22 protein-coding genes are annotated in these 24,548 nt (G+C 69.5%); 10 read left to right on the top strand and 12 right to left on the bottom strand.

What is annotated here, in order from left to right; translation table 11 throughout:
- Positions 1–296 precede the first annotated feature (296 nt).
- Complete coding sequence (locus RDV84_RS05720) at positions 297–1,535, top strand: trypsin-like serine peptidase (RefSeq protein ID WP_309152738.1); 1,239 nt, start codon at positions 297–299, stop codon at positions 1,533–1,535.
- 709 nt (positions 1,536–2,244) lie between these two features.
- Here RDV84_RS05720 and rpmG read toward each other — a convergent pair.
- Positions 2,245–2,409: a 50S ribosomal protein L33 gene (gene rpmG / locus RDV84_RS05715; protein WP_057945843.1), complete on the bottom strand. Its 165-nt coding sequence runs from the start codon at positions 2,407–2,409 to the stop codon at positions 2,245–2,247.
- A gap of 12 nt (positions 2,410–2,421) precedes the next feature.
- Positions 2,422–2,658: a 50S ribosomal protein L28 gene (gene rpmB, locus RDV84_RS05710; RefSeq protein WP_057945844.1), complete on the bottom strand. Its 237-nt coding sequence runs from the start codon at positions 2,656–2,658 to the stop codon at positions 2,422–2,424.
- Between the two features lie 287 nt (positions 2,659–2,945).
- On the opposite strand from rpmB, the gene RDV84_RS05705 reads away from it, so the two are divergent.
- Positions 2,946–3,344 (top strand): GFA family protein, encoded by a 399-nt coding sequence (locus tag RDV84_RS05705; protein WP_057945845.1) that lies wholly within the window; start codon positions 2,946–2,948, stop codon positions 3,342–3,344.
- Positions 3,345–3,357: 13 nt separating this feature from the next.
- On the opposite strand, the gene RDV84_RS05700 is transcribed toward RDV84_RS05705, so the two are convergent.
- From RDV84_RS05700 to RDV84_RS05660, 9 genes are all read right to left on the bottom strand, one after another.
- Complete coding sequence (locus tag RDV84_RS05700) at positions 3,358–3,693, bottom strand: lipid-A-disaccharide synthase N-terminal domain-containing protein (protein ID WP_057945846.1); 336 nt, start codon at positions 3,691–3,693, stop codon at positions 3,358–3,360.
- Between the two features lie 12 nt (positions 3,694–3,705).
- The gene (locus RDV84_RS05695) at positions 3,706–4,431 is read right to left on the bottom strand and encodes a glycosyltransferase family 2 protein (protein ID WP_057945847.1); all 726 of its coding nucleotides are present in this window, start codon (positions 4,429–4,431) and stop codon (positions 3,706–3,708) included.
- A gap of 233 nt (positions 4,432–4,664) precedes the next feature.
- Positions 4,665–5,630 carry an NAD-dependent epimerase/dehydratase family protein gene (locus RDV84_RS05690; protein ID WP_309152737.1) on the bottom strand — a complete coding sequence of 322 codons (966 nt, stop codon included), beginning with the start codon at positions 5,628–5,630 and terminating at the stop codon, positions 4,665–4,667.
- 105 nt (positions 5,631–5,735) lie between these two features.
- Positions 5,736–6,167, bottom strand: coding sequence for a hypothetical protein (locus tag RDV84_RS05685; RefSeq protein ID WP_057945849.1), 432 nt, complete (start codon positions 6,165–6,167; stop codon positions 5,736–5,738).
- Positions 6,168–6,499: 332 nt separating this feature from the next.
- Positions 6,500–6,949, bottom strand: coding sequence for a hypothetical protein (locus tag RDV84_RS05680; RefSeq protein ID WP_309152736.1), 450 nt, complete (start codon positions 6,947–6,949; stop codon positions 6,500–6,502).
- Between the two features lie 21 nt (positions 6,950–6,970).
- The gene (locus RDV84_RS05675; protein ID WP_057945851.1) at positions 6,971–7,888 is read right to left on the bottom strand and encodes a ParB/RepB/Spo0J family partition protein; all 918 of its coding nucleotides are present in this window, start codon (positions 7,886–7,888) and stop codon (positions 6,971–6,973) included.
- Positions 7,885–8,703: a ParA family protein gene (locus RDV84_RS05670; RefSeq protein WP_057945852.1), complete on the bottom strand. Its 819-nt coding sequence runs from the start codon at positions 8,701–8,703 to the stop codon at positions 7,885–7,887. The genes RDV84_RS05675 and RDV84_RS05670 overlap by 4 nt, the downstream gene beginning before the upstream one ends.
- Positions 8,704–8,995: 292 nt before the next feature.
- On the bottom strand, positions 8,996–9,631 hold the full coding sequence (rsmG, locus tag RDV84_RS05665; RefSeq protein ID WP_309153695.1) for a 16S rRNA (guanine(527)-N(7))-methyltransferase RsmG: 636 nt from the start codon (positions 9,629–9,631) through the stop codon (positions 8,996–8,998).
- Positions 9,632–9,848: 217 nt separating this feature from the next.
- Positions 9,849–10,436, bottom strand: a complete 588-nt coding sequence (locus RDV84_RS05660; RefSeq protein WP_309152735.1) for a 4'-phosphopantetheinyl transferase family protein — start codon at positions 10,434–10,436, stop codon at positions 9,849–9,851.
- A 207-nt stretch (positions 10,437–10,643) separates the two neighbouring features.
- Between RDV84_RS05660 and RDV84_RS05655 the strand changes: the two genes are divergently transcribed.
- The 8 genes from RDV84_RS05655 (at position 10,644) to RDV84_RS05620 (ending at position 23,212) form a co-directional block, all read left to right on the top strand.
- Entirely contained in the window at positions 10,644–12,047 is a 1,404-nt protein-coding gene (locus RDV84_RS05655) for a class I adenylate-forming enzyme family protein (protein WP_309152734.1), read from the top strand.
- A gap of 174 nt (positions 12,048–12,221) precedes the next feature.
- A complete protein-coding gene (locus RDV84_RS05650; RefSeq protein ID WP_057945856.1) occupies positions 12,222–12,467 on the top strand; it encodes a hypothetical protein in 246 nt (81 codons plus the stop codon).
- 209 nt (positions 12,468–12,676) lie between these two features.
- The gene (gene bacA / locus RDV84_RS05645; RefSeq protein ID WP_309152733.1) at positions 12,677–13,300 is read left to right on the top strand and encodes a biofilm formation regulator BacA; all 624 of its coding nucleotides are present in this window, start codon (positions 12,677–12,679) and stop codon (positions 13,298–13,300) included.
- Complete coding sequence (locus RDV84_RS05640) at positions 13,300–14,010, top strand: PspA/IM30 family protein (RefSeq protein ID WP_309152732.1); 711 nt, start codon at positions 13,300–13,302, stop codon at positions 14,008–14,010. Before bacA ends, RDV84_RS05640 begins: the two co-directional genes overlap by 1 nt.
- 90 nt (positions 14,011–14,100) lie before the next feature.
- A complete protein-coding gene (locus RDV84_RS05635) occupies positions 14,101–14,784 on the top strand; it encodes a hypothetical protein (protein ID WP_309152731.1) in 684 nt (227 codons plus the stop codon).
- A gap of 73 nt (positions 14,785–14,857) precedes the next feature.
- Complete coding sequence (locus RDV84_RS05630) at positions 14,858–16,903, top strand: flotillin family protein (RefSeq protein ID WP_101944057.1); 2,046 nt, start codon at positions 14,858–14,860, stop codon at positions 16,901–16,903.
- A gap of 191 nt (positions 16,904–17,094) precedes the next feature.
- Positions 17,095–22,452, top strand: a complete 5,358-nt coding sequence (locus tag RDV84_RS05625; protein ID WP_309152730.1) for a DNA repair ATPase — start codon at positions 17,095–17,097, stop codon at positions 22,450–22,452.
- Positions 22,453–22,462: 10 nt separating this feature from the next.
- Entirely contained in the window at positions 22,463–23,212 is a 750-nt protein-coding gene (locus RDV84_RS05620; protein ID WP_082644236.1) for a phospholipase D-like domain-containing protein, read from the top strand.
- 124 nt (positions 23,213–23,336) lie between these two features.
- Here the strand turns inward: RDV84_RS05620 and RDV84_RS05615 are convergent, their stop codons facing one another.
- Positions 23,337–24,536 (bottom strand): CaiB/BaiF CoA transferase family protein, encoded by a 1,200-nt coding sequence (locus RDV84_RS05615; protein ID WP_309152729.1) that lies wholly within the window; start codon positions 24,534–24,536, stop codon positions 23,337–23,339.
- Positions 24,537–24,548: the final 12 nt, after the last annotated feature.

The raw sequence follows: 24,548 nt of genomic DNA, 5'->3' as shown, positions 1-24,548 counted from the left end.
GGCCGGCGCGCGACGCGCTCGCGCGCGTACGAACGGTCGGAAAAACCCGCGCGATCGCGCGGGTTTTTCTTTGCCGCATCGTCGCTTCGCGTTAACACCGCGCGCACAGCGCCGGCTTGCGCTGGATTCAAGTTCGCGACATCCGCCGGGCGAATCCGATGCCGGTCACGCTTCGATGCGGTTCGCGCCGCGCGCGCGGCGTCCGTGCGCGCTCGCGGCTGTGCAAGCTCGTTCGCGGCGCCTGCAGACCGGTCGCGGATTTGCGGAGAGCGCCGAATCGCAACACGGAGACGACGATGAAACTTTCGAATGCCGCACCGCGCGCGCTGGCCGTCGCGCTGTTGGGCTGGATGCTGGCGACGCCGGCGCTGGCCGCCGATGCGACGCCGGGGCCGTCGCTGGCGGGCCAATCGCGCGCGATCGATCTGCGCCTGGGCGCGCAATCGGGCCTGTCCAAATCCGCGTGGTCGGCGCCGGTGAAGATCCACGCCGCCGACGCGGCCTACATCAAGGTGCATTTCGCCCAGTTCGACCTGCCCGCGGGCGTGGTGCTGGAAGTGTCCGATCCCAAGCGCAGCGAGGTCCATCGCTACCGCAAGGGCGACCTGGGCCGCTACACGGTCGACGCCGCGCTCGGCGAAGACGGCAAGACCCGCTTCGGCGCGATGTCGGTGGCCGGCGACACCGCGGTGCTGCGCCTGACCGGCACGCCGACCGAACCGTGGGCGCCGCACCACGGCGTGCGCGTGGCGCGCTACGACGAAGGCTTTCCGCAGGCGATGATGGGCGAGCTCAGCGACGCCGGGCTGCTCAACGGCGGCGGCTCGGCCAAGTCGATCTGCGGCACCAAGGACAGCCGTCCGGTCGCTTGCTACGCCAGCACCGACGCCACCGCGGTGGCGCGCTCCAAGCCGGTCGCGCTGATCCTGCTCAACGGCACCAAGTGGTGCACCGCGTGGCGGGTCGGGCCGGACAACCGCATCTTCACCAACAACCACTGCCTGGACAGCGCCGCCGACGTGGCCGGCTCGGAGTTCTGGTTCAACTACCAGGCCACGACCTGCGCCGGCACCACCAGCGGCGCGCTGACGAAAGTCGCCGGCGACCGGATGCTCAAGACCAACCAGACCCTGGACTACACCCTGCTGACGGTGAAGAACTTCGCCAGCATTTCCAGCTTCGGCTACCTGAGCCTGGACGTGCGCAAGCCGGTGGTCGGCGAGGAGATCTACATCAGCGGCCATCCCGACACGCGCATGAAGGAACTGTCGGTGGTCAGCGACCGCGACGGCGGCGGCCGTTGCAAGGTCATCGACGCCGATGCCGACGGCTACGGCACCGATACCGACGCGGGCTATTACTGCGACACCGAAGGCGGCAACTCCGGCTCGCCGGTGCTGGCGCGTTCTTCGCACAAGGTGGTGGCGCTGCACCACTTCGGCGGCAACTGCAATGCGGCCGCGCCCAATCGTGGGGTGAAGATGCAGTTGATCTGGCCGCAGGTGTCGAGCTACTTCGGCGGCGTGGTGCCGTGACGGGGTGAGTCGGAATCGGTGGGAGGGGCTTCGGCTCCGATGCGTTGCGGTCGGCTCGCGTCGTTGCGAAAGCCGGGCGGGCGCGGACGATAGCGTTGAGGCCGACGTCCCTCCCACGTTCGTTGCGGCGGCCGCTTGCGTCGTGGGTGCGGGGTGTCGCGGTCGCGGCTTGCGCCGTTCCTACAGCCGCAACCGGTTCTCCGCGAAGGCGGGTAAGCGCCCTGTAGGAGCGGCGCAAGCCGCGACCGCGAAGCGGCAGATCGCGCCGCAAGCACGACGTCCTGGCGATGGGCTCCCGCCATCGAGCAAAAGAAAACCCGCCGTGCAGGCAGGTTCGTCGCAGGCTCCGATCGCCGCGAAGCGCGATGGGCATCCTGCAGGAGCGGCGCAAGCCGCGACCGCGGGGTGGCGGATCGCATCGCAAGCACGATGCCTCGCAGCCGGGCTCACGTCTTCGCGCCCAAAAGAAAACCCGCCGGGTAGGGCGGGTCCTCTCTGAAGGCTCTGGATCCCCGCGTTCGCGGGGATGACGTCTGGGCGAAGCCGTTCGCGCGCGGCGCGAACGGGCGCATTGGGGGGCGGCCCGGTCTTCGCCCAAAAGAAAACCCGCCGGGTAGGCGGGTTCGCTTCTGAAGGCTCTGGATCCCCGCGTTCGCGGGGATGACGTTTTGGCAAAGCCGTTCGCGCGCAGCGCGAACGGGCCAAAACGTCACTTGATCTTGCCTTCCTTGTAGATCACGTGCTTGCGGACGACGGGATCGTACTTCTTGATCTCCATCTTGCCCGGGGTGTTCTTCTTGTTCTTGTCGGTCGTGTAGAAGTGACCGGTGTTCGCCGTCGAGATCAGGCGGATCTTGTCGCGCTTGGAAGCCATGGTCGATCCTCCTTAGATCTTTTCGCCGCGGGCGCGCAGCTCGGCGAGGACGGCGTCGATGCCGTTCTTGTCGATGGTGCGCAGGGCGTGGGCGGAAACGCGCAGCTTCACCCAACGGTTCTCACTGGCGACCCAGAAACGGCGCTCGTGCAGGTTGGGGAGGAAACGGCGGCGGGTCTTGTTCATGGCATGCGAGACGTTGTTGCCGGTCGTCGTTCGCTTGCCCGTTACTTGGCATACGCGGGACATTGCGCACCTCTAAAGGTTGGTTGCTTCCCTTAGCCAGGGAGGCGGCGGCCCCGATGCCGGCATCCGCATTCGAATGCATGCACCGCGCGATACGGGTGGAAACCTCGCCTGCACCTTGGCGGCCGGAATCGCGCTTCCGGGACCGCCCGGGCCTCCACAAGGGATGCGCCGGACACAGCGAGCCGCGCATTATGCCGGCGAATTTCCGCCGGAACAAGCACTTGGCGCCCGCGCGCCGGTGTGAGGCCATGGTCGGGGGCGCCCGGCCCCGTGTGAGGAGGACGCCGATGAGCCGTCGCACAGCTTCGTGCGCCTGCGGCCAGCTCAGCCTGGACTGCGAGGGCGAGCCGCTGCGGATCTCGATCTGCCATTGCCTGGCCTGCCAGCGCCGCACCGGCAGCGCGTTCGGCTACCAGGTGCGCTACCCGGAGGCGGCGGTCGCGATCCGCGGCCGGTTCAGCGGCTACGCCCAGGCCGGCGACAGCGGCAACGTGGCCCGGTTCGGTTTTTGCCCGCAGTGCGGCTCGACCGTGTTCTGGCGGCCCGATGCGCTGCCCGGGATCGTCCTGGTCGCGGCCGGCGCGTTCGCCGATCCGGCGTTTCCGCCGCCGCCGACGGTGTCGGTCTACGGCGACCGGCGCCACGCCTGGGTGGCGCTGCCGCCCGGCTGCGAGGCGCTGGACTGACGAACGCCCCGGGTCAGTGGCCGGCGCGGTCGCGTTTCCAGCCGCGGTGCTTGATGTCCAGGTACAGGCTGTAGGCGGCGGTGAACGCCGGGAACAGGTTCTGGATCACGCCGACCGAGTCCTGCTTCTGCGAGAACAGGAAGTAGCTCAGGGTCATCGCGCTGCCGACCAGGCTCATGTACCAGAACGCCCGCGGGATCACCGGCTTGCCCATGCGCTTGCTGGCGACGAACTGGACCAGCCAGCGGCCGCCGAACATCACCGCTCCGACCAGGCCGATGAGCTTCCACGGCGACATGTGCAGGCCGGTCCAGTTCAGCCATTCGATCGGCGAATTCATGAAATCCATGGCGGGGCCCGGTCAGCGTTCGACGATCTGGGTCAGCTTGCCTCGGCGGATCAGCCAGGCCACCCCGCGCAGGTCGCTGATGCCGACCAGGGCGCGGTTGAGATTGTTGTACTTGGACACGCCGGCGCCGCGCGCGCGGTGGTTCACCGGCACGCTCACGGTCTGGTAGCCGGCGCGCTGCATCAGCGCCGGCAGGTAGCGGTGCATGTGGTCGAAGTACGGCAGTTCCAGGAACGCGGCGCGCTCGAACAGCTTGATGCCGCAGCCGGTGTCGGGGGTGTCGTCGCGCAGCATGCGGCTGCGGATCGCGTTGGCCCACTTCGAGGCCCAGCGCTTGCTGCCCGAGTCCTGGCGGTTGACCCGCCAGCCGGCGAACAGCTTGAACTGCGGCGCCGATTCGGCGCGCTTGGCCAGCAGCTTGGGAATGTCGGCCGGGTCGTTCTGGCCGTCGCCGTCGAGGGTGGCGATCCAGGCCCCGCGCGCGGCCTTGACCCCGCTGCGCACCGCGGTGCTCTGCCCGCTCTGGGTCACGTGGTGCAGCACGCGCAGCTCGGGCACGCCGGCCTTGAGCGCTTCCAGCGCCGCCAGGGTGCCGTCGCGGGAGTGGTCGTCCACGTAGACGATCTCGAAATCGGTCACGCCGCGCAGCGCGGCGGTGATTTCCTGGACCAGGGGCGCGACGTTGTCCTGTTCGTTGAACACCGGGACGACGACCGACAGTTGTGGGGTTTGGGTCATGGATGACGCTCGAGGAAATTCCGGGGACGTCCGGCGGGCACCGGGGGCCATGTCGGCGACGTGCAAGAGCGCGTAGCAGACTGCATAAACGTTAAGTATTTATTGTCCGCGCCCACGCCGCCGGCGCAAACCGCGAAGCTTACGCCTGGGGTTGTTCAGAATCGGTCGGAATCCGCAATCGGCGGCGAAAGGTCGGTCAAACCTTGCGCAACGTCGCTGAACGCAGGCCAATATCAGGCATTGTCGCCGAAATAGTCGCGGCACCACGCGACCACGCCGGGCAGGCCGGCCTCGATCGAGGTCGCCGGCTCGAAGCCGAAGGCGGCCTGGGCGCGGGCGGTGTCGGCCATGGTTTCGACCATGTCGCCGGGCTGCATCGGCTTGTAGATTTTCTGTGCCGGCCGGCCCGCGGCGTCCTCGATGACCTGGATGAAGCGCTCCAGCTCGACCGGGGTGTGGTTGCCGAGGTTGAACACCCGGTGCGGCGGAGCGTCCTGCGGCGGGTGGTCCAGGGCGCCGATCACGCCGGCGACGATGTCGTCGATGTAGGTGAAGTCGCGGCGCATCTTGCCGTGGTTGAACACCTCGATCGGGCGCCCGGCCAGGACCGCGCGCGCGAACAGCAGCGGCGCCATGTCCGGCCGGCCCCACGGGCCGTACACGGTGAAGAAGCGCAGGCCGGTCGCGCGCAGGCCGTACAGCTGGGCGTAGGTGTAGGCCATCAGCTCGTTGGCGGCCTTGGTCGCCGCGTACAGCGAACGCGGCTTGTCGATGCGCTGGTCCTCGGAGAACGGCGGCGTCGCCGAATCGCCGTACACCGACGAGGACGAGGCATAAGCCAGGTGCTGCACGCCGCGGTGGCGGCACAGTTCCAGCAGGTTGACGAAGCCGACCAGGTTGCTGTCGACGTAGGCGTGCGGATTGCTCAGCGAGTAGCGCACGCCGGCCTGCGCGGCCAGGTGCACCACGCGCTCGATGCCGGCTTCGTCGAACAGCGCGGCCAGGCCGTCGCGGTCGGTCAGGTCGAGCGCGCGGATGTCCACGTCCGGGCACAGCGCGGCGACCCGGTCGCGCTTGATCTGCGGGTCGTAATAGTCGTTGTAGTTGTCCAGGCCGACCACGGTGCGGCCCTGGGCGCGCAGCGCGCGGCAGACGTTGGCGCCGATGAAGCCGGCGGCGCCGGTGACGAGGATGGTCATGCGAGGGGAGGCCGGCGGTCGGGGCGGGCGGCCATTATCGGCCCTGCCCGCGACGCGCGCATTGCACGCGCGTCGCGGTGGCGATGCCGGCCGTGGCGGGGGCGCTCAGTTCAGCGCCACCTGCCTGGCGATCGTGAAGGCCTGGTTGAGCTGCTCGGCGCTGCTCGCGTCGATCCAGGCGTAGACCTTGAGCTTGCTCTTGGGCTTGGCGCCGGGGACCACGATCATCGCCTCGCGCGAGTACGGACGCGCGTTGCCGGGGGTGGCCTTGGTGTACCACTGCACCTGCTGGGCGCCGACCGTGCCCTTCTCCGCCTTGGCCTTCTTGTCCGGCTTGAAGGTGCGATGGCCCAGGTAGATGCCGAAGCCGGTGCTGGCGCCGAGGGTGCCGGGCAGCTCGGCATAGCACAGGGTGTAGTTGTCGCCCTGGCGCTGGTTCCACTTCAGCTCCGGGTTCTTGAACTCGGGGCAGGTACCGGTCTGCGCCCAGGCCAGGACCGGGGCCAGCATCAGCGCTGCGGCGGCCATCCATTTCATCGTTGCGTCTCCTTGCTCGGTGGATTGTTGATGCGTGTTCGTGCCGTACCGACGACGCCCAGCGCCCGGCCGGACGGAATCCGGCAAGGCAGGCGGCGGGGGACGGAGACACAAGTTTAGTGGATTACCCCTCGCAATCCGTTCTTGCTCGCACAAGAAAACACGGTTGCGGCCGCGGGCGCGGCGCGATCAGGCTAGGGATAAAAGACCGAGCGGGTACTCGGTTCAGCTTGGGGCCGTGCGCACTGGCCTTGAAGTCCCGCGCGTTCTGCCCGGCCCGCGCCGATCGGGCGTATAGGTGCGGGCCTGAGGCCCCGGAGCCGTTTGGCCGCTCAGTTCGTGACGCGATCCGGCGGATAGATATCGAAGCCGAGCGCGATTCCCAGCGCGGCCGTCTGCGTCATCAGTTCCGGAGTCAGCACCAGTCCGCTGTTGCCATCGCAGAACAGGCCGATGAAGAACGCCGCTTCGCCGTTGGTCTCTCGCAGCGCGCGCAGGGCGTTGGCATGGGGCGACAGCGCCTGCAGCCGTTCGGCCAGAAAGGATTCGAGGTCCTGCTCGCGGGAGTCGCGCTGGGGCCCGGGCGTCAGGTCGGCGCTCCAGGTCGATTCGCGGTAGGTCCCTGGCAGCGGTGTGCCCTTGGGCGTGACGCGCGGCGAGCCGGCGATGCGGTGGACGGAGCCGGCCGTTGCGAGAGCCTCGCCCAGGCGGGCGCCGATCAGGCTGAGGTCGGCATCGCGATGACGCAGCCGCAGGCTGACGCGGTAGCGATAGGGGTTCAAGCCGCGGCGGGCCTCAAGGCCTCAAGCCTCGACCTTGCCGCGCAGCTTTTCCAACACGCCGTCCAGCGAATCCAGGTCGGTGTAGTGGATCACCAGCCGGCCCTTGCCGCCGCGGCCGTGCAGGACGTTGACCTTGGTGTTCAGCGATTCCGACAGCTCGCGCTCCAGGGTCACGATGTCGGCCTGCGGCTTGAGCTTGGCCGGCTTGGGCTTGCCGGCCACCGGGATCTTGCCGGCGGCGAGCTGCTGCACGCGGTGTTCGACGTCGCGCACCGACCAGCCGAGCTCGGCGGCCTGGCGGGCGAGGGCGATCGCGGCCTGCGGCGCCAGGGTCAGCAGCGCGCGGGCGTGGCCCATTTCCAGCGAACGGGTCTCCACCAGCACCCGGATCTCGCCCGGCAGCTCGAGCAGGCGCAGCAGGTTGGACACCGCCGCGCGCGACCGGCCCACGGCCTCGGCGGCCTGGGCGTGGGTGAGGTCGAATTCGTCGATCAGGCGGGTCAGCGCCTGCGCTTCTTCCAGCGGGTTGAGGTCTTCGCGCTGGATGTTCTCGATCAGCGCCATCGCGACCACGGTGCGGTCGTCGACTTCGCGGATGACCACCGGGATCTCGGCCAGCCCGGCCAGGCGCGAGGCGCGCCAGCGGCGCTCGCCGGCGATGATTTCGTAGGTCTTGCCGCCGCGCTCGCCGATCTCGCGCACGACGATCGGCTGGATCACGCCCTGGGCCTTGATCGACTCGGCCAGCTCGGCGAGCTTTTCTTCGTCCCAGTGCTTGCGCGGCTGGTACTTGCCGGCGCTCAGCGAGTCGACCGGCAGGTGCCGCAGCAGGTCGCCGGGCTGGGCCTCGACCAGGGTCGGCGCTTCGGCGGCGGCCTTGGGGCCGAGCAGGGCCTCCAGGCCGCGGCCGAGGCCGCGTTTCTTGGCGGGATTGCTCATGCCGGGGTCTCCGCGGTGGCCGCGCGCGCGGTCTTGGCCGCCGCCTGGTCGCGCTCGCGCTGGCGGCGCAGCACTTCGCCGGCCAGGCCCAGGTAGGCGATGCCGCCGCGGCTGGCCTTGTCGTAGCCGACGATGCTCTGGCCGTAGCTGGGCGCCTCGGCCAGGCGCACGTTGCGCGGCACGATGGTGCGGAAGACGCGGTCGCCGAAGTGGGTGGTGAGGTCGGCGGAGACGGCGTTGGCGAGGTTGTTGCGCACGTCGAACATGGTGCGCAACACCCCTTCGATTTCCAGTGAAGGATTCAGCTGGGCCTTGAGCGCCTCGATGGTCTCGACCAGCGCGCTGAGGCCTTCCAGGGCGTAGTACTCGCACTGCATCGGCACGATCACCGAATCGGCCGCGGTCAGCGCGTTCAAGGTCAGCAGCGACAGCGCCGGCGGGCAGTCGACGATGATGAAGTCGTAGTTGCCGCGCAGCGGCGCGAGCGCGCGCTTGAGCCGCTGCTCGCGCGCATCTTCGTTCATCAGGCGGATTTCGGCCGCGGTGAGGTCGATATTGCCCGGCAACAGGTCGAAGCCTTCCGGCGCCTGCACGATCGTGGCGGCGGCATCGGCCTCGCCGAGCAGCACGTCGCAGACCGAATCCTCGAGCTGGCGCTTGTCGATGCCGCTGCCCATCGTGGCGTTGCCCTGCGGGTCCAGGTCGACCAGCAACACGCGCTTGGGCGTGCCGGCCAGCGCGGCGGCCAGGTTGACCGCGGTGGTGGTCTTGCCGACCCCGCCTTTCTGATTGGCGACGGCGATGATGCGGGCCATGCGGCTCGTCCCCTGCTGTTCCGGAGTGAGAGAAAAAAGTGAACGCTGCCGGCGGCGCCTGGCGCCGACCGGACAGGGGATTATGCCCGCCCGGGCCGCCGCGCGCTTGAAGCGCCGTGGGCGCGGCCGGCGGGGCGGGCCAACAGACGCATCGGCAAGAGGCCGTATGGATCCGCCCCGGGCCCTTGTAGGAGCGGCGCAAGCCGCGACCGCGCAACTTTCCGCCGCGTCGTAGGCGACGAGCCCGGCCGGACCCGCCAGCGCTCGCTCCGGAGTGGAACCCGCCGCCGGGTCAGCCTTCGCCGACCCGCCCCACCACCACCATGTGCCGCTCCGCCGCCAGCCCCGGCACCGCCATCGGCTCGACCGCGCGCACTTCCCAGCCCTCGGGCAGGGCCGCGATCTCCTCGTCCGGCCGCACGCCTTTCATCGCCAGCAGCACCCCGCCGGGCTTGAGCAGGTGCCCGCCCAGTTCCAGGATCAGCGGCAGCGTGGCCAGGGCGCGCGCGGTGATCGCGTCGTAGGCGCCGGGTTCGGCGAAGGCCTCGATCCGCGACTCGGCCACGCGCGCGTCCTTCAGGCCGAGCTGGCGCAGCGCCTCGCGCATGAAGCGGGCCTTCTTGCCATTGCTCTCGACCAGGGTCACGCGCAGGCCCGGCTTGACCAGGGCCAGCGGGATGCCGGGCAGGCCGGCGCCGGTGCCCAGGTCGGCCAGGGCGCCGCCGCGCGCGGCCAGCGGCTCGACGTAGCGGTGCATGGCCAGCGAATCGAGCAGGTGCTTGCCGACCATCTCGTGCGGATCGCGCACGGCGGTGAGGTTGTAGGTGCGGTTCCAGCGCGCCAGCAGGGCCAGGTAGTCCAGCAGCGGCGCGGCCAGGGCCGGGTCGAGCGCGAGCGCGGACAGGCCGGCTTCGAGCTCGCCGCGCAGGCCGGGCGGTAGGGAAGTGGGGCGTTCATCGCGGCGATTATCGCCGAAGGCGGTGCGGGGGCAGAGTCCTGCGGGTGCGGCGTGACCAACCGAAGCGTCGAACTACCACGCCTCCCGCCGAAGCCGCGCATCTCCCAGCCGCAAACCACCAGCTGCCCCCGCCTTCGGCCGCGCCGCCCGCGTGCGTCGCTGCGGGTTGTCGCGGCTCTAGCAGCTCCTACAGACCCAGCTCCGGACGCCACGCAAGGGCACCCAGATACCCCGGCCCGGGCGCGATTTCCTGCAGCTGCCACGCCTGCGCCGCGCCGAGTTCGGCATCGCACTCGACCAGGCGCAGGCTGCTGTCGTCGGCCTCGAACCGCAGCCGGTGCAGCCCGAACGACAGCCCGTGCCCGTGTGCCTTGAGCACGGCTTCCTTGGCGCACCACAGGCGCAGGAACGCCAGGTCGCGGTCGGCCTGGGCCGCCAGCCAGTCGGCCTCGCGCGCGGTGAAATAGCGCTGCGCGATCTCCAGCGCGCGCGGCCGCCGCTGCAAGCGCTCCAGGTCGACCCCGACCCGGGCGCCGCGCGCCAGCGCCACCAGCAGGCGCTCGCCGCTGTGGCTCCAGTTGCAGTCCCAGCCCTGGTGCGGCGGCTGCAGGTGCGGGCGCTGGCGGGCGTCGCGAACCAACTGCAGGCCGGCGTCGCCGAGTTCGGCCGCCAGCCAGGCGCGCGCGTGCGGTTCGGCGGCCTCGCCGTGCGGGTGCGGCAGCCAGGTCCAGCGCGGCGCGGCGGCGGGCGGAGTTGAACCAGCGGACAGGGACATGAACGGGCGCGGGCTTGGCGTGCGGCGGGCCGGTCAGCGTAAGCTAAACCCCAGGGGATCGGGTTCCAGCCACGATGGCCGCGCGGGGGCGCGGCGTCTTGCGCGCGGGATGCCGCGGCGGCCGTGGCCGCGCGACGGCGCCGCGTCAGCTTGCGATCAGGCGCGGCCCGGCAAGTTTCAGGCCATACAGCGGAACCACCATACCGAATGTCAGCGGTTATCGATCCGAGCCAGGACGGCCATGCTTCTTCGCCCATCGGCGAGGCGTCCCCGCGGCTGCGTCCCTTGCTCGCGGGCACGCCGCTCGCCGACGGCGCCTCGCGCACGCTGGCCTTCGGCCCGAGCGGCGCGGTGGAATGCGCGCGCTTCGAGCGCGAAGTGCGCGCCCTGGCCGCGCGCCTGCCGCAGGCGCGCTTCGCGGTGAACCTGTGCGAGAACCGCTACCGCTTCCTGGTCGCGCTGTGCGCGGCGGCGGTGCGCGGGCAGGTCAACCTGCTGCCGTCCTCGCGCGCGCCGGCGACCGTGGACGAAGTGCTCGGCCGCTATCCCGACAGTTACTGCATCGGCGATCTCGACCTCGCGCCGCTGCCGCCGCGCTACCTGCGCATGGACGAAACCCTGGACCAACTCGACGGCGCGCCGCTGGCGGTCGACGACGCGGCGCTGGTGGCGATCGGCTTCACCTCCGGCAGCACCGGCCAGCCCAAGCCCAATCCCAAGACCTGGGGCGCGTTCCGCACCAGTACCGCGCAGAACCTGGCCGCGTTGCACGACCTGCTGCGCGCCGACGGCGTCACCGAGGTCGTAGCCACGGTGCCGCCGCAGCATATGTACGGCATGGAGATGTCGGTGATGCTGCCCTTGCTCGGCGCCATCGCCGTGCATGCGCAGCGGCCGTTCTTCCCGGGCGACGTGGCCCGCGCGCTCGCCGATGCCTCGGCGCCGCCGCTGCTGGTGACCACGCCGGTGCACCTGCGTGCGCTGGTCGAATCGCGGGTCGAGCTGCCGGCGCTGGCCGGCATCGTCTCGGCCACCGCGCCGCTGCCGCAGGAACTGGCGCTGGAAGCCGAGCAGCGTTACGGCTGCGAAGTGCGCGAAGTGTTCGGCTCCACCGAGACCTGCGTGTTCGCCCGCCGCCGCACCGCGCATGAGCAGGCGTGGACGCCGCTGCCGGGCGTGCGCGTGTGCCCGCAGCCCGACGGCACCGCGATCCACGCTCCGCACCTGCCCGAGCCGGTGGCGCTGGCCGATCTGATGGAAGTCGAAGCCGACGGCCGTTTCCACCTGCGCGGCCGCGCCGCCGACTTGCTGGAGATCGCCGGCAAGCGCGCCTCGCTCGGCGACCTGACCCGCAAACTGCTGGCGATCGACGGCGTGGACGACGGCGCGGTGTTCCAGCTCGACGAAGCCGACGCGTTCGGCGTGCGCCGCATCGCCGCGCTGGTGGTGGCGCCGGGACTGGACGAGGCGCGGATCCTCGCCGCGCTGCGCCGCAGCGTCGACCCGGTGTTCCTGCCGCGGCCGCTGCGCAAGGTCGCCGCGCTGCCGCGCAACGAGACCGGCAAGCTGCCGCGGCATGCGCTGCAAGCGCTGCTGCACGCGCAGGACTGAGCGCGGGGCGCCGCTCGTACCGCCGCCGGGAGAGGCGCGCGGCGGCGCCGTCGCCGCGCCGAAGCGGCGCTGAATGGCCGGTCGCGGCCTCCGGCCTTGCTATAGTCGAAGCCATCACGCGCAGGCCGCGACGGCCGCCGCACCAGGATTCCTTACCCGCAACGGAGTTGCCGCATGGCCCAGCCCAAGAGCCACCTCGAGATCGCGCTCGCCTCGATCCCGGTATTCACCAACGACGGCACGCTCGACGTGACCGAACTGCAGAAGCTGCTCGACCTCGCCCTGCGCGACGCCACCGTCGACGAGGACGAGAAGCGCGTGCTCGGCAACATCTTCAAGCAGGCCGAACTCGGCACCCTCGACCCCGAGGTCCAGCGCCGCATCGACCAGGCCCGCCGCCAGCACGGCATCCCCGCCTGACCCGGCCGCGCCGCTCCTGCCCGAAGCCGGGCAGGAGCGGCGCAAACCGCGACCGCGTTGCCGTCCGAGCCGGCGCGAGCCCTTTGGTTCGCACCTAACTCATTGATCGTAAATGAAGGGCTGCCTGAGGGCGGCGATCCCGATGCCGTTCGTCGGCTCTCACATGTCACAGCTTGCCAGTGTCACATGTGATGAACTAACGTGATCCCATGGAACGTCGATCCTCCGCCTACTACCAGCGCCGCCACCGCGAACGCCTGCGCGAGAAAGGGCTGGTCAAGAAAGAGCTGTGGGTACTGCCCGAGTTCGCCGACGAACTGCTGGCGGTGGAAAAACGGATGCGGCAGCCGCGCGGCGCGGCTGCCGGGCGCGGACAGGTGGAGCGAGACATGAACGACGGCAAGGTCTGGACCGCCAGCGGGCTTTACGACGCGCTGTGCCAGGTCGAGGAATTCGTCTACGGCGACTCGCAGATCGAGCTGATCGACGGCGCCGAACCGAGCCTGCACCTGATCATGGCCGAATACGGCGACCTGCCGCTGTTCGTGGCCGTGGTCGGCGAGCAGATCGTGGTCGAGGCGCTGCTGTGGCCGGTCGCGCACGTGCGCGACGCCGCCGCCTTCAACGAGGAAGTGCTGCGCACCCACAAGGTGTTCCCGCTGTCGACCATCGGCATCGAGACCCTCGCCGACGGCGAGGCGGTGTACATGATGTTCGGCGCGCTCAGCGCGACCTCGTCGCTGTCGAACGTGCTCTACGAGATCGAAACCCTGGCCGACAACGTCATCAAGGCCACCGAGGCCTACGAGACGCAGTTGCTGGAGGCGGCGTGATGGGCAAGCACAACGGCATCTGGAGCAAGCTGCTGACCTCGGTGCGCGCCGGCGCGCAGGAACTGGGCGAAGCCTGGGCCGACAGCCAGGCGCTTCGCATCCTCGACCAGGAGATCCGCGACTGCGACATCGAGCTGCGCCAGTCGCGCGAATCGCTGGCCCAGCTGATGGCGCGCCACACCCTCGCCCAGCGCGGGCTGCACGAGCGCGAGGACAAGATCGCCGAATACGAAGGCTACGCGCTCAAGGCGCTGGAGTCGGACGAGCAGGGCCTGGCGCTGGAAGTGGCCGACAAGATCGCCGCGTTGGAAGCCGCGCGCGAACAGGAACAGGCGCACCTGGGCCAGCTCGCCGCAAGCGTCGCCGAACTGCGCAAGTCGGTGGCGATGGCCGAGGGCAACATCCGCCGGCTCAAGCAGCAGCTCGACACGGTCAAGGCCACCGAAAGCATGCAGCGCGCCCAGGCCGCGGTCGCGCAGCGCTACGCCGGGCCGCAGAACCGCTTGCAGACCGCGGTGGATTCGCTGGCGCGGATCAAGCTCAAGCAGGCCGAGCGCGGCGCGCGGATCGAGGCGGCGGCGGAACTGGCGCGCCACGAGAACGGCGATGCGCTGGAACGCAAATTGCGCGATGCGGGGATCATGCCCGACGGCGCCGGCGCCGGCGCCGAAGCGGTGCTGGCGCGGTTGCGGCAGAAACTGCCGGGCTGACCCAGCCGGATCGATACGGCCGGTCGACATGGGGTCGGCCGGTTTCATGCAGGCGCCGCGGGCGATGCGGCAAGCGGGGAGGGACACGACATGGGCGAATTCTTCAGCACGATCCTGACGTTGCCGACGGCGTTCTACACCGTCCTGCTCGGCGTGGTCGTGGGCTACTGGCTGCTGTCGGCGCTGGGGCTGGCCGGCGGCGAGATGATCGACGGCTGGATCGGCAGCGATGGCCACGGCCACGGTGCGCACGGTTTCGGCGACCACACCCTGGTCGACGGCGCGCACCATCCGCAACACGGCATCTTCGATCCGCTGATGCGGCTGGGCCTGGGCGGCATCCCGATCACCGTGGTGCTGACCGTCATCGTCCTGGTCGGTTGGGTGCTGACCTACTACGCCGACGTCTACCTGCTGCGGCTGGTGCCGGGCACGCCGCTGCGCATCGCCGCCGGCGCGGCGATCATCTTCGTCAACTTCTGCATCTCGCTGCCGGTCGCCGCGCTGGCGCTGCGCCCGCTGCGCAAGTTGCTGCGCAAGATGCAGCCGGGCCCGCCGCGGCCGATCCTCGGCCAGGTCGCGACCATCCGCAGCCCGGTCAACCGCGTCACCGGCACCGCCAGCGTCGAGGACGGCGGCGCCGGGCTGATCCTGCAGATCCGCGACGAGGACCCGCAGCGCTTCAAGCGCGGCGACCGGATCGTGCTGATCGAATACCTCGAAGACCAGAACGCCTACCGCGCGGTCAGCGAGGACGAATTCCGCGGCGGCTGAAACCCGCCGTCCGCCATCGAACCGTCGCCGCCTTTTCGGCCGCGACATGCAGTCGTGTCATAGGGAGATGCAAATGGAAAACTTGATGATCATCGGCGCCGTGGTCGTCGTCGTCGTACTGATGATTTTCGTCATGCTGCTGATGTTCAAGGCCTTCTACATCAAGGTGCCGCAAGGCACGGCCTTGATCGTCAACGACATGTCGTCCACGCCGAAGGTCCACTTCACCGGCGCGCTGGTGTATCCGGTGATCTACAAGAAGGAGTTCATGAAGATCTCCTTGATCACCCTGGAAGTGGACCGCCGGGCCAAGGACGGGCTGATCTGCCGCGACAACATGCGCGCCGACATCACCGTCGCGTTCTACCTGCGCGTCAACGAGACCCAGCAGGACGTGCTCAAGGTCGCCAAGGCGATCGGCGTGGACCGCGCCTCCGACCGCACCGCGGTCAACGAGCTGTTCAACGCCAAGTTCTCCGAAGCGCTGAAGACGGTCGGCAAGCAGATCGACTTCGTCAAGCTGTTCGAGAACCGCCAGGAGTTCCGCGACCGCATCATCGAGGTGATCGGCAACGACCTCAACGGCTACATCCTGGAAGACGTCGCCATCGACTACCTGGAGCAGACCCCGAAGGCGTCGCTGGATCCGACCAACATCCTCGACGCCGAAGGCATCCGCAAGATCACCGAGCTGACCGCGGCGCAGAACGTCATCACCAACGAGCTCGAGCGCAACGAGCAGCTGGCGATCACCAAGAAGAACGTCGAGACCCGCGAGGCGATGCTGGCGCTGGAACGCCAGCAGGCCGACGCCGAGGCGCGGCAGAAGCGCGAGATCCAGACCATCCAGGCGCGCGAGCAGGCCGAGACCGCCAAGGTCCAGGAAGAAGAGCGGTTGAAGGCCGAGCAGGCGCGCATCGCCGCGCAGGAGCAGATCGACATCCGCGAGCAGAACCGCCAGCGCGAAGTCGAAGTGGCGCAGCAGAACCGCCAGCGCGCGGTGGTGATCGAGGTCGAGAAGGTCACCCGCGCCAAGGACCTGGAAGTGGTCTCGCGCGAGCGCGAGGTCGAGCTGAACCGGATCGAGAAGGAACGCGCGCTGGAAGAACAGCGCAAGGAAATCGCCAACGTCATCCGCGAGCGCATCGCGGTCGAGAAGACCGTGGCGCAGGAAGAGGAACGCATCAAGGAAGTGCGCCAGGTGTCCGAGGCCGACCGCGCCAAGCAGGTCGCGGTGCTCGCCGCGCAGGCGCTGGCCGAGGAAGAGCTGGTGCGCCAGGTCAAGCAGGCCGAGGCCGACGAGACCGCGTCCAAGCACAAGGCGGTGGAAATGACCACGCTGGCCCAGGCCGAATTCGAGGCCGCCGGCAAGACCGCCGAGGCCAAGAAGAAGCTCGCCGAAGGCATCGAGGCCGAGCGCGCGGCGCCCGGCCTGGCCGACGCGCGGGTGCGCGAGGTCACCGCGGCCGCGGCCGAGAAGGAAGGCCTGGCCAAGGCGCGGGTGATCGCCGAGACCCTGGGCGCCGAAGCCAAGGGCGAGCAGGAGAAGGGCCTGGCGCAGGCGCGGGTGATCGAGGCGCAGGCCGACGCCAAGCAGAAGCAGGGCTTGTCCGACGCCAAGGTGCTGGAAGAGAACCTGTTCGCGCAGGCGCGCGGCGAGGAGCAGCTCGGCGCGGCCAAGGCCAAGGCGACCCAGGCCCTGGGCCTGTCGGAAGCCGAGGTGCTGCTGCAGAAGTTCAAGGCCGAGGCCGAGGGCCTGGGCGAGAAGTTCGGCGCGCTGGGCTCGCTCAGCGACCAGGCGCGCGCGCACGAAGAGTTCCGCATGCAGCTGGAGAAGAACTTCGAGCAGGCCATCGCCGGCATCGAGGCCAACAAGGAAATCGCCAAGGAGCAGTCCGAGGTGCTGTCGGCCGCGCTCAGCAAGGCCAACATCGACATCGTCGGCGGCGAAGGCGCGTTCTTCGATTCCTTCGCCAAGGCGCTGTCGGTCGGCAAGGCGATCGAGGGCGTGGCCGGCAAGAGCCCGATCGTGCAGGACGTGCTGCAGCGGATCCTGGCCAAGGCCGAGACCAAGCCGGGCGACAAGGCCGCCGACGGCGCGGCCGCGCTGGATTCCTGAGCGCGGCGCAAGGCCAGGGAATGCGCCGCCGCCCGCGGCGGCGCATCGATGGGCCGGACCTGGGGCGTAGGGCACGGGGAATCGGACGGGGCCAACGCCGCCGCCCGGTTCCGCGGTCCCTGCCTCCGGCACCCGGCTGTTGACGCCGACGGCGCGCGTGCGCGCCGTCGGCCCGATCGGTAGGACGAAACATGGCGGACACCAAGCCCGCCGCGGCAGCGGCCGCGGGCGCTCCCACTGCTGGCGACAGCAGCGCAGTCGATCAGGCCGTCGCCCAGGGCGGCGCCTACGAGGTGCTGAGCAAGCGCCTGGCCGAACAGGGCCTCAAGCTGCGCGCGCTGGCCGACGCGCTCAACAAACAGCGCCTGGCCGAGTTCGGCAGCAGCCAGATGGAAGTGGTCGGGCGCTTTCGCATCCGCACCGAGAACAACTGCGTCGCCCGCGACATCGTCCAGGTCGGCGAGTACCTGGTGTTCGGCTACAACGTGTTCATGGGGCTCAAGAAAGAGACCGTCGTCGCCGACGTGTTCTCGCTGTACAAGCTGGTGCAGGGGCCGGAGGGCTACGACGTCACCCCGGTCGAGCTCAAGGGCAGCTTCCTCGGCGCCGACAGCTTCGCCAACGATTTCCGCGAGCTCTACGCCTATTACAAGCACACCCGGCTGATCCAGCTGATCGTGCGCGACGGCAAGCTGCTGGCCGCGTTCCAGATCGGCGAGCGCATCACCGACCTGCGCGTGTTCCGCTGGTCGGTCTCGCCCGACGGCGACGTGCGCTACATCGACAACCGCGGCGAGCGCGACATCGCGCTGCCGGCGCCGTACGACTTCGAGTGGATCCGCGCCGGCCGCGACCTGGTCGTCAACGGCCGCCATCCGCACCTCAACATCCTCGACAGCGTGTTCGTCGAGACGGTCGGCGGCGACCTCACGATCAAGGTCGAGAACAACACCGAGGACGGCCAGGGCCTCTACCGCGAGCCGGTCCAGGACAAGACCCAGTCGCTCGACGACGCCCAGGTCGACTACGCCCGGGTCGGCAGCCTGATCCTGCTGAAGATCCTGCCGTACCGCGAGGAGCAGTGGCGCTACCTGGTGTTCAACACCCTCACCCGCAAGGTGGTGCGGCTGGACGAGATCGGCCTGGCCTGCATCCAGCTGCCGGAAGACCACGGCATCATCTTCCCCGGCGGCTACTACCTGCAGAACGGCGAGCACAAGCGCTTCGACCAGTCGATGGAGGGCATGCGCTACAAGCGCAACATCCGCTCGCCCAACGGCGAGGACGTGATGTACCTGTTCTACGAGCCCGAGCAGGGCCGCACCGCGATGTTCACCTACAACCTGATCGAGCGGCGCCTGCAGACGCCGATCTTCGGCCACGGCTACGCGCGCCTGGAAGACGGGCGCATGGTGATCTTCGCCACCGAGAGCGACGAGCCGACCCGCGTGCATCCGATGCAGGTGTGGCAGACGCCGTACGCCAGCGAGGAATACGCGGCAAAGCAGCCCGCCGGCAACACCTTCATGGGCAAGATCGGCAACGCCGAGCTGGTGCGCGGCATGTCCGAGCTGATCAGCCTGAGCCGCGAGATCGAGGCCAGCGAAGTCTCGGCGCAGCGCTACGGCCTGCTCGCGCAGAACACCCGGCGCCTGTTCGACGCCCACCATTGGCTCAGCGACCCGCAGTGCGGCGACGTGGCGCCGCTGCTGCGCGAGATCGCCGCCACCTCCGAGTCGGTGCTGGACGAGTACGAGAAGGTCGAAGGCATCCGCAGCCAGTCCGAGCGCGCCATGCGCGAGGCGCAAAGCCGGCAGAAGGCGCTGATGGACAGCCTGCAGCCGGAGAACTGGGAACAGGTGCAGCCGTTCGTCGATGCGCTCAACGGCCTGACCGCGCAACGCGGGCACCTGCTGACCATCCGCGAGTACCGCTACATCGACGTGGCGACGATCGACGCGATGGAGCAGGCGCTGGTCGCCGCGCACGAGCGCATCGGCGCGGCCACCGGCGCGTTCCTGGCCGGCGACAAGGCGCTGGCGCCGCTGGGCGAAACACTGAAGACGCTTGACGCGCAGGCCCAGGCTGCGACCACGGTGGCGCAGCTGGCCGAACCGCTGGCGCAGATGCAGGCGATGTCCGGCGACCTGGACATGCTCTCGGGCCTGATGGCCACGCTCAAGGTCGACGACGCCACCCAGCGCACCCGCGTGGTCGAGGCGATCTCGGAGATCTACGCCAAGCTCAACCAGGCCAAGGCGCGCGCCGACCAGCGCCGCAAGCAGCTGGGTTCGGCCGAATCGGTGGCCCAGTTCGGCGCCCAGTTCACCCTGTTCGGCCAGAGCATCGCCAGCGCGCTGGCGCTGGCGCAGGACCCGGAAAAAGCCGACGAGCAGCTCTCGCGTTTGCTGGTGCAGCTGGAGGAACTGGAGAGCCAGTTCGGCGAGCACGAAGCCTTCCTCGGCGACATCCTGTCCAAGCGCGAAGAGCTGCTGGAAACTTTCGAGGCGCACAAGCAGACCCTGCTCGACGAGCGCCAGCGCAAGGCCCAGGCGGTCATGGACGCGGCCGTGCGCATCCTCGAGGGCCTGGGCCGGCGCACCGCGCGCTTCGCCAACAACGACGAGCTCAACGCCTTCTTCGCCGGCGACGCGCTGATCCTCAAGCTGCGCGAACTGGCCGAGCGCCTGCGCGCGCTCAAGGACAACGTCAAGGCCGACGACGTCGAGGCGCGGCTCAAGGGCGCGCGCGACCAGGCGGTGCGCGCGCTGCGCGACCGCAGCGAGCTGTTCGAGGACGGCGGCGGGGTCATCAAGCTCGGCCCGCGCCACCGCTTCAGCGTCAACACCCAGGAACTCGACCTGACCCTGATGCCGCGCGGCGACGCGCTGAACCTGCATCTGACCGGCACCGACTTCTTCGAACCCATCGCCGATGCCGGCTTAGATGCGGCGCGCGATTACTGGGGCGTGTCGATGGATTCCGAATCGCCGCAGATCTATCGCGGCGAATATCTGGCCGGACTGGCGATCGAAGCGGCGCAGGCCGGCCGCGAAAACCTCAGCATGGCGCTGCTGCACGAGCAACTGGCCCAGCCCGAGGCGCTGGCGCGCACGCTGCGCGACTTCGCCGCGCCGCGCTACCGCGAAGGCTATGAAAAGGGCATCCACGACCACGATGCGGCGCTGATCCTGCAGGCGCTGCTGCCGCTGCGCGACAGCGCCGGCAGCCTCAGTTTCGAACCGGCGGCGCGCGCCTGGGCGGCGTACTACTGGTCGCTGCAGGGAGAGACGGGCGAGCCGTCGCTGTGGCCCGAGCGCGCGCGCACTGCGGCCGACATCCAGCGTCTGTTCGGTAGCGACGAGGGACTGGCCGCGTTGCGCGGCGAGGTCGCCGCGGCGCTGCAGGCGTGGGCGCAGGCCGAGGCGATGCCGGTCGATCCGGCGCTGGCCCCGCGCGCGGCCGAATACCTGGTGCTGGAGCTGTCGGCGCCGCAACCGACGTTCGCGTTCAGCCGCTACGCCGGGCAATTGCTCAAGGCCCTGCGCGAGAAGATGGACGCGGCGCGGATGTGGGACGGGTTCGCCGCCGCGCTGGAATCGCTGCGCGAACGTCCGGCCGCGCGCTGGGCGCTGGCGATGAACTGGATCGATGCCTTGGCGCGTTCGCCCGAACTCGCCGCGCAGGCCGCGTACGCGGCCGAGGCCGCGGCGCTGCTGCTGCTCGACGACGCGTTTCCCAAGACCACCCGCGAGACCGAACTCGGCGCCGAGCTGCAGGGTCTGCTCGGCGAGCACCCGCGCATCCGCGAGGGCCGCATGCGCATCGCGGTGGACGACTGGTCGGCGCGGCTGCGCCAGCATCGCGAGCGGTTCGTGCCGGGCTTCCAGAAGTACCAGGCGTTGCGCCAGCAGATCGTCGCGCGCGAGCGCGCGGCGCTGCGCCTGGAGGAATTCAAGCCGCGGCCGCTGAGCTCGTTCGTGCGCAACAAGCTGATCAACGACGTCTACCTGGGCGTGATCGGCGACAACCTGGCCAAGCAGATGGGCACGGTCGGCGAGAGCAAGCGCTCGGACCTGATGGGCCTGCTGATGATGATCTCGCCGCCGGGCTACGGCAAAACCACGCTGATGGAATACGTGGCGCACCGGCTCGGCCTGATCTTCATGAAGATCAACGGCCCCGCGCTCGGCCACGAAGTACGTTCGCTCGACCCGGCCCAGGCGCCGGACGCGACCTCGCGCCAGGAGCTCGAAAAGCTCAATCTGGCGCTGGAGATGGGCAACAACGTGATGCTGTACGTCGACGACATCCAGCACACCCATCCCGAGTTCCTGCAGAAGTTCATCTCCCTGTGCGACGGCACCCGCCGCATCGAGGGCGTGTGGAAGGGGCGCACCCGCACTTACGACATGCGCGGCAAGAAGTTCTGCGTGGTCATGGCCGGCAATCCGTACACCGAGTCCGGCGAGGTGTTCAAGATCCCGGACATGCTCGCCAACCGCGCCGACATCTACAACCTCGGCGACGTGCTTGGCGGCATGGAGCAGGCGTTCCTGCTGAGCTATATCGAGAACAGCCTGACCTCGAACCCGGTGCTGGCGCCGCTGGCCACGCGCGAGATGGGCGACCTGTACAAACTGGTCGACAAGGCCCAGGGCAAAGCGTTCTCCGCCAACGAACTCAGCCACGCCTACAGCGGCGCGGAGATCAACGAGATCGTCGCCACGCTGGAACGGCTGGTGCAGGTGCGCGACGTGGTCTATCGGGTCAACCAGCAGTACATCGCCAGCGCCGCCCAGGCCGAGACCTACCGCACCGAGCCGCCGTTCAAGCTGCAAGGCAGCTATCGCAACATGAACAAGCTGGCGGAGAAGATCTCGCCGGTCATGAACGCGGCCGAGCTGCAGCAATTGATCGGCGATCACTACCTAGGCGAGGCGCAGCTGCTGACCTCGGGCGCCGAGGAGAACCTGCTCAAGCTCGGCGAACTGCGCGGCGTGCACAGCCAGGAGCAGGCCGCGCGCTGGGCCCAGATCAAGCGCGATTTCCAGCGCAACAAGGCGATGGGCGCGGGTGAGGCCGATGTCGGCGGACGCGTGGTGGCGCAGCTCAACGATCTGGTCGAGAGCGTGCGCGCGCTGGATTCGGCCGCCGGCCGCGCCAGCGCGGCGGCGCAGGCCAAGCCGGCCGAGCCGGCGCCGTGGCCGCAGCTGCTGGCGGCGCTGGAACGTATCGCCGCGGCCCAGGCCGAGGGCGAGGACGCGCCACCGCCGCCTCCGGTCGACACCGGCGCCGCGCTGGCCGAGGCGTTGAGCGGGCTCGGCCCGCAGTTGCAACAAGCGTTCGCGCCGCTGGCCGAGCGTCTGCACGACGGCGAAGAGCGCCAGAGCCGGGTCAACGAAGCGCTGATCGCGCTGTTCAAGCAACTCGGCGAACGCGACATCCAGGACGCGCCGACCCGGGCCGAAATGACCGAGCAGCAACGCGAACTGCAGCGCGCGCTCAACGAGTTCGCCGACCGGCTCAACGGCCGCATCCAACGCTGAGACCACGATCATGAACACCGCCGTTTATACCGCCGCCAACGTCGCCATCCAGGCGGCCTCGCAGACGCCGGCGACGGATTTCGCCGCGCTCGACCGCACCCTGCGCGAAAGCGTCGCCGACCTGTCGCTGGACAACGAAGAGAAGTTCGAACTGCGCGAGCTCGGCGCGCGCCTGCCGGCCGACCGGGTGCGTTATCTGCGCAACCGCGCCTTCGACCTCGCCCGCGAGCTGATGCAGGCGCAGCCGGCGCGCACGCTGGACGCGTTGCGTTGGCTGGAGCAGGTGGTCAAGACCCTCGATGCGGTGGCTGAGCCGCCGACGCTGGTGTCGAGCGCCTTCTTCGCGCCCGGCGACGCCTGCCTGCGCAAGCTGCGCGAGTTGTGCCGCTCGGCCAAGCGCAGCCTCGATGTGTGCGTTTACACCATTTCCGACGACCGCCTGGCCGAGGAGATCCTGGCCTGCCACAAGCGCGGCATCGCGGTGCGGGTGATCAGCGACAACGACAAGAAGTTCGACGACGGCAGCGACGTGCTGCGGCTGCGCGAGCTCGGGGTGCCGGTGCGGGTCGACGACAGCCCGTTCCACATGCACCACAAGTTCGCGCTGTTCGACGGGCGGGTGTTGGCGAACGGCAGCTTCAACTGGACCCGCAGCGCGACCACCAGCAACGAAGAGAACTTGGTGGTGACCGACGACGCCAATCTGGTGCGCAGCTTCTCGGGGCACTTCGAGACGCTGTGGGATAAGTTCGAGGGCTGAGGTAGTCGCGGTGTCGCGGTCGCGGCTCGCGCCGCTCCTACAGTCGGGATCGAGGCGTCCGAAGCTCCTGTAGGAGCGGCGCGAGCCGCGACCGCGCACCTCCACCTGCGACGAAAGCGGCGATTCAACCGCGCTCGCGCGCCGCCACCGTCCCGGATTCGTCCAACTCGCGCTTCACCGCCTCGGTATCCTGCCCCAGCTGCGGCGCCGCGAACGCGGCCGGCCCCGGGGTGCGGCCGAACTTGATCGACTGCGCGACGCCGCGATAACGCCCCACGCTCGGATGCTCGATCGGCGCGACGATGCCTTCGGCCAGCACCTGCGGGTGTTCGAACATGTCCTCGATCCGCCGCGCCGCCGCGCACGGAACCTCGTCGCCGAACAGCGCCTCCCATTCCAGCGCGTCGCGCGCGGCCAGCGCCGCGTGCAGCTGCGGCACGATCTGCGCCGCGGCCTGGGCGCGCTTGCGCACGCTGTCGTAGCGCGGATCGGCGGCCAGCTCGCTAAGCCCGGTCTTCTCGCACAGCGCCTGCCAGAACCGCGGCGTGTTGGCGGAAATGTAGATGTGGCCCTCGCGGGTCGGATGGATGCCGGTGACGCCGCCCGAGCGCATGTCGCGGCCGATGTCCAGGCCCTCGCCCTCGGCCCAGATCATCCGCGCCGACTGCATGGTCAGCGCGCTGCGCAGCAGCGACACGCCGACGAACTGGCCCAGGCCGCTGCGCTCGCGTTCGTACAGCGCCGAGGCCACGCCGCCGCTGAGCAGGGCGGCGGCGTAGTAGTCGACCACCGAGCCGTAGATGATCTCCGGCGGGCCGCCGCGCTTGCCCTGCAGCGCGCACATGCCGGTCAGGGTCTGCAGCACCTGGTCGTAGCCGGCCTTGTCCTTCATCGGGCCGTCTTCGCCGTAGCCACTGACCGCGCAATAGATCAGGCGCGGGTTGATCAGCTGCAGGCGCTCGAAATCGATGCCCAGGCGCGCCGGCACGCTGGGGCGGAAGTTGTGCACCAGCACGTCGGCTTCGCGCACCAGCCGCAACAAGGTCGCGTGGTCGTGCGCGCGCTTGAGGTCGAGCACGATGCCGCGCTTGCTGCGGTTGACGCCGAGGAAGGCGCGGCTCTCGCTGGTCAGCGTGGACGGATACTGGCGCAGGTTGTCGCCGTCGGGCGGTTCGATCTTGATCACGTCCGCGCCCTGGTCGGCGAGCAGCGCGCAGCCGTAAGGGCCGGCGATGTAGGCGCTCAGGTCGAGCACGCGCACGCCGGCCAGCGGGCCGGCGCCGGAGCGCCTGGAGTCGGTCGGGGAGGAGGAGCGGGAATCCATGCGGGGGCGGAG

Source organism: Lysobacter yananisis (assembly GCF_031199375.1).
In the GTDB taxonomy this organism is placed as follows: domain Bacteria; phylum Pseudomonadota; class Gammaproteobacteria; order Xanthomonadales; family Xanthomonadaceae; genus Lysobacter; species Lysobacter yananisis.
The sequence above is the reverse complement of the archived record's forward strand: the minus strand, read 5'-3'. Positions and strand labels throughout refer to the sequence as shown.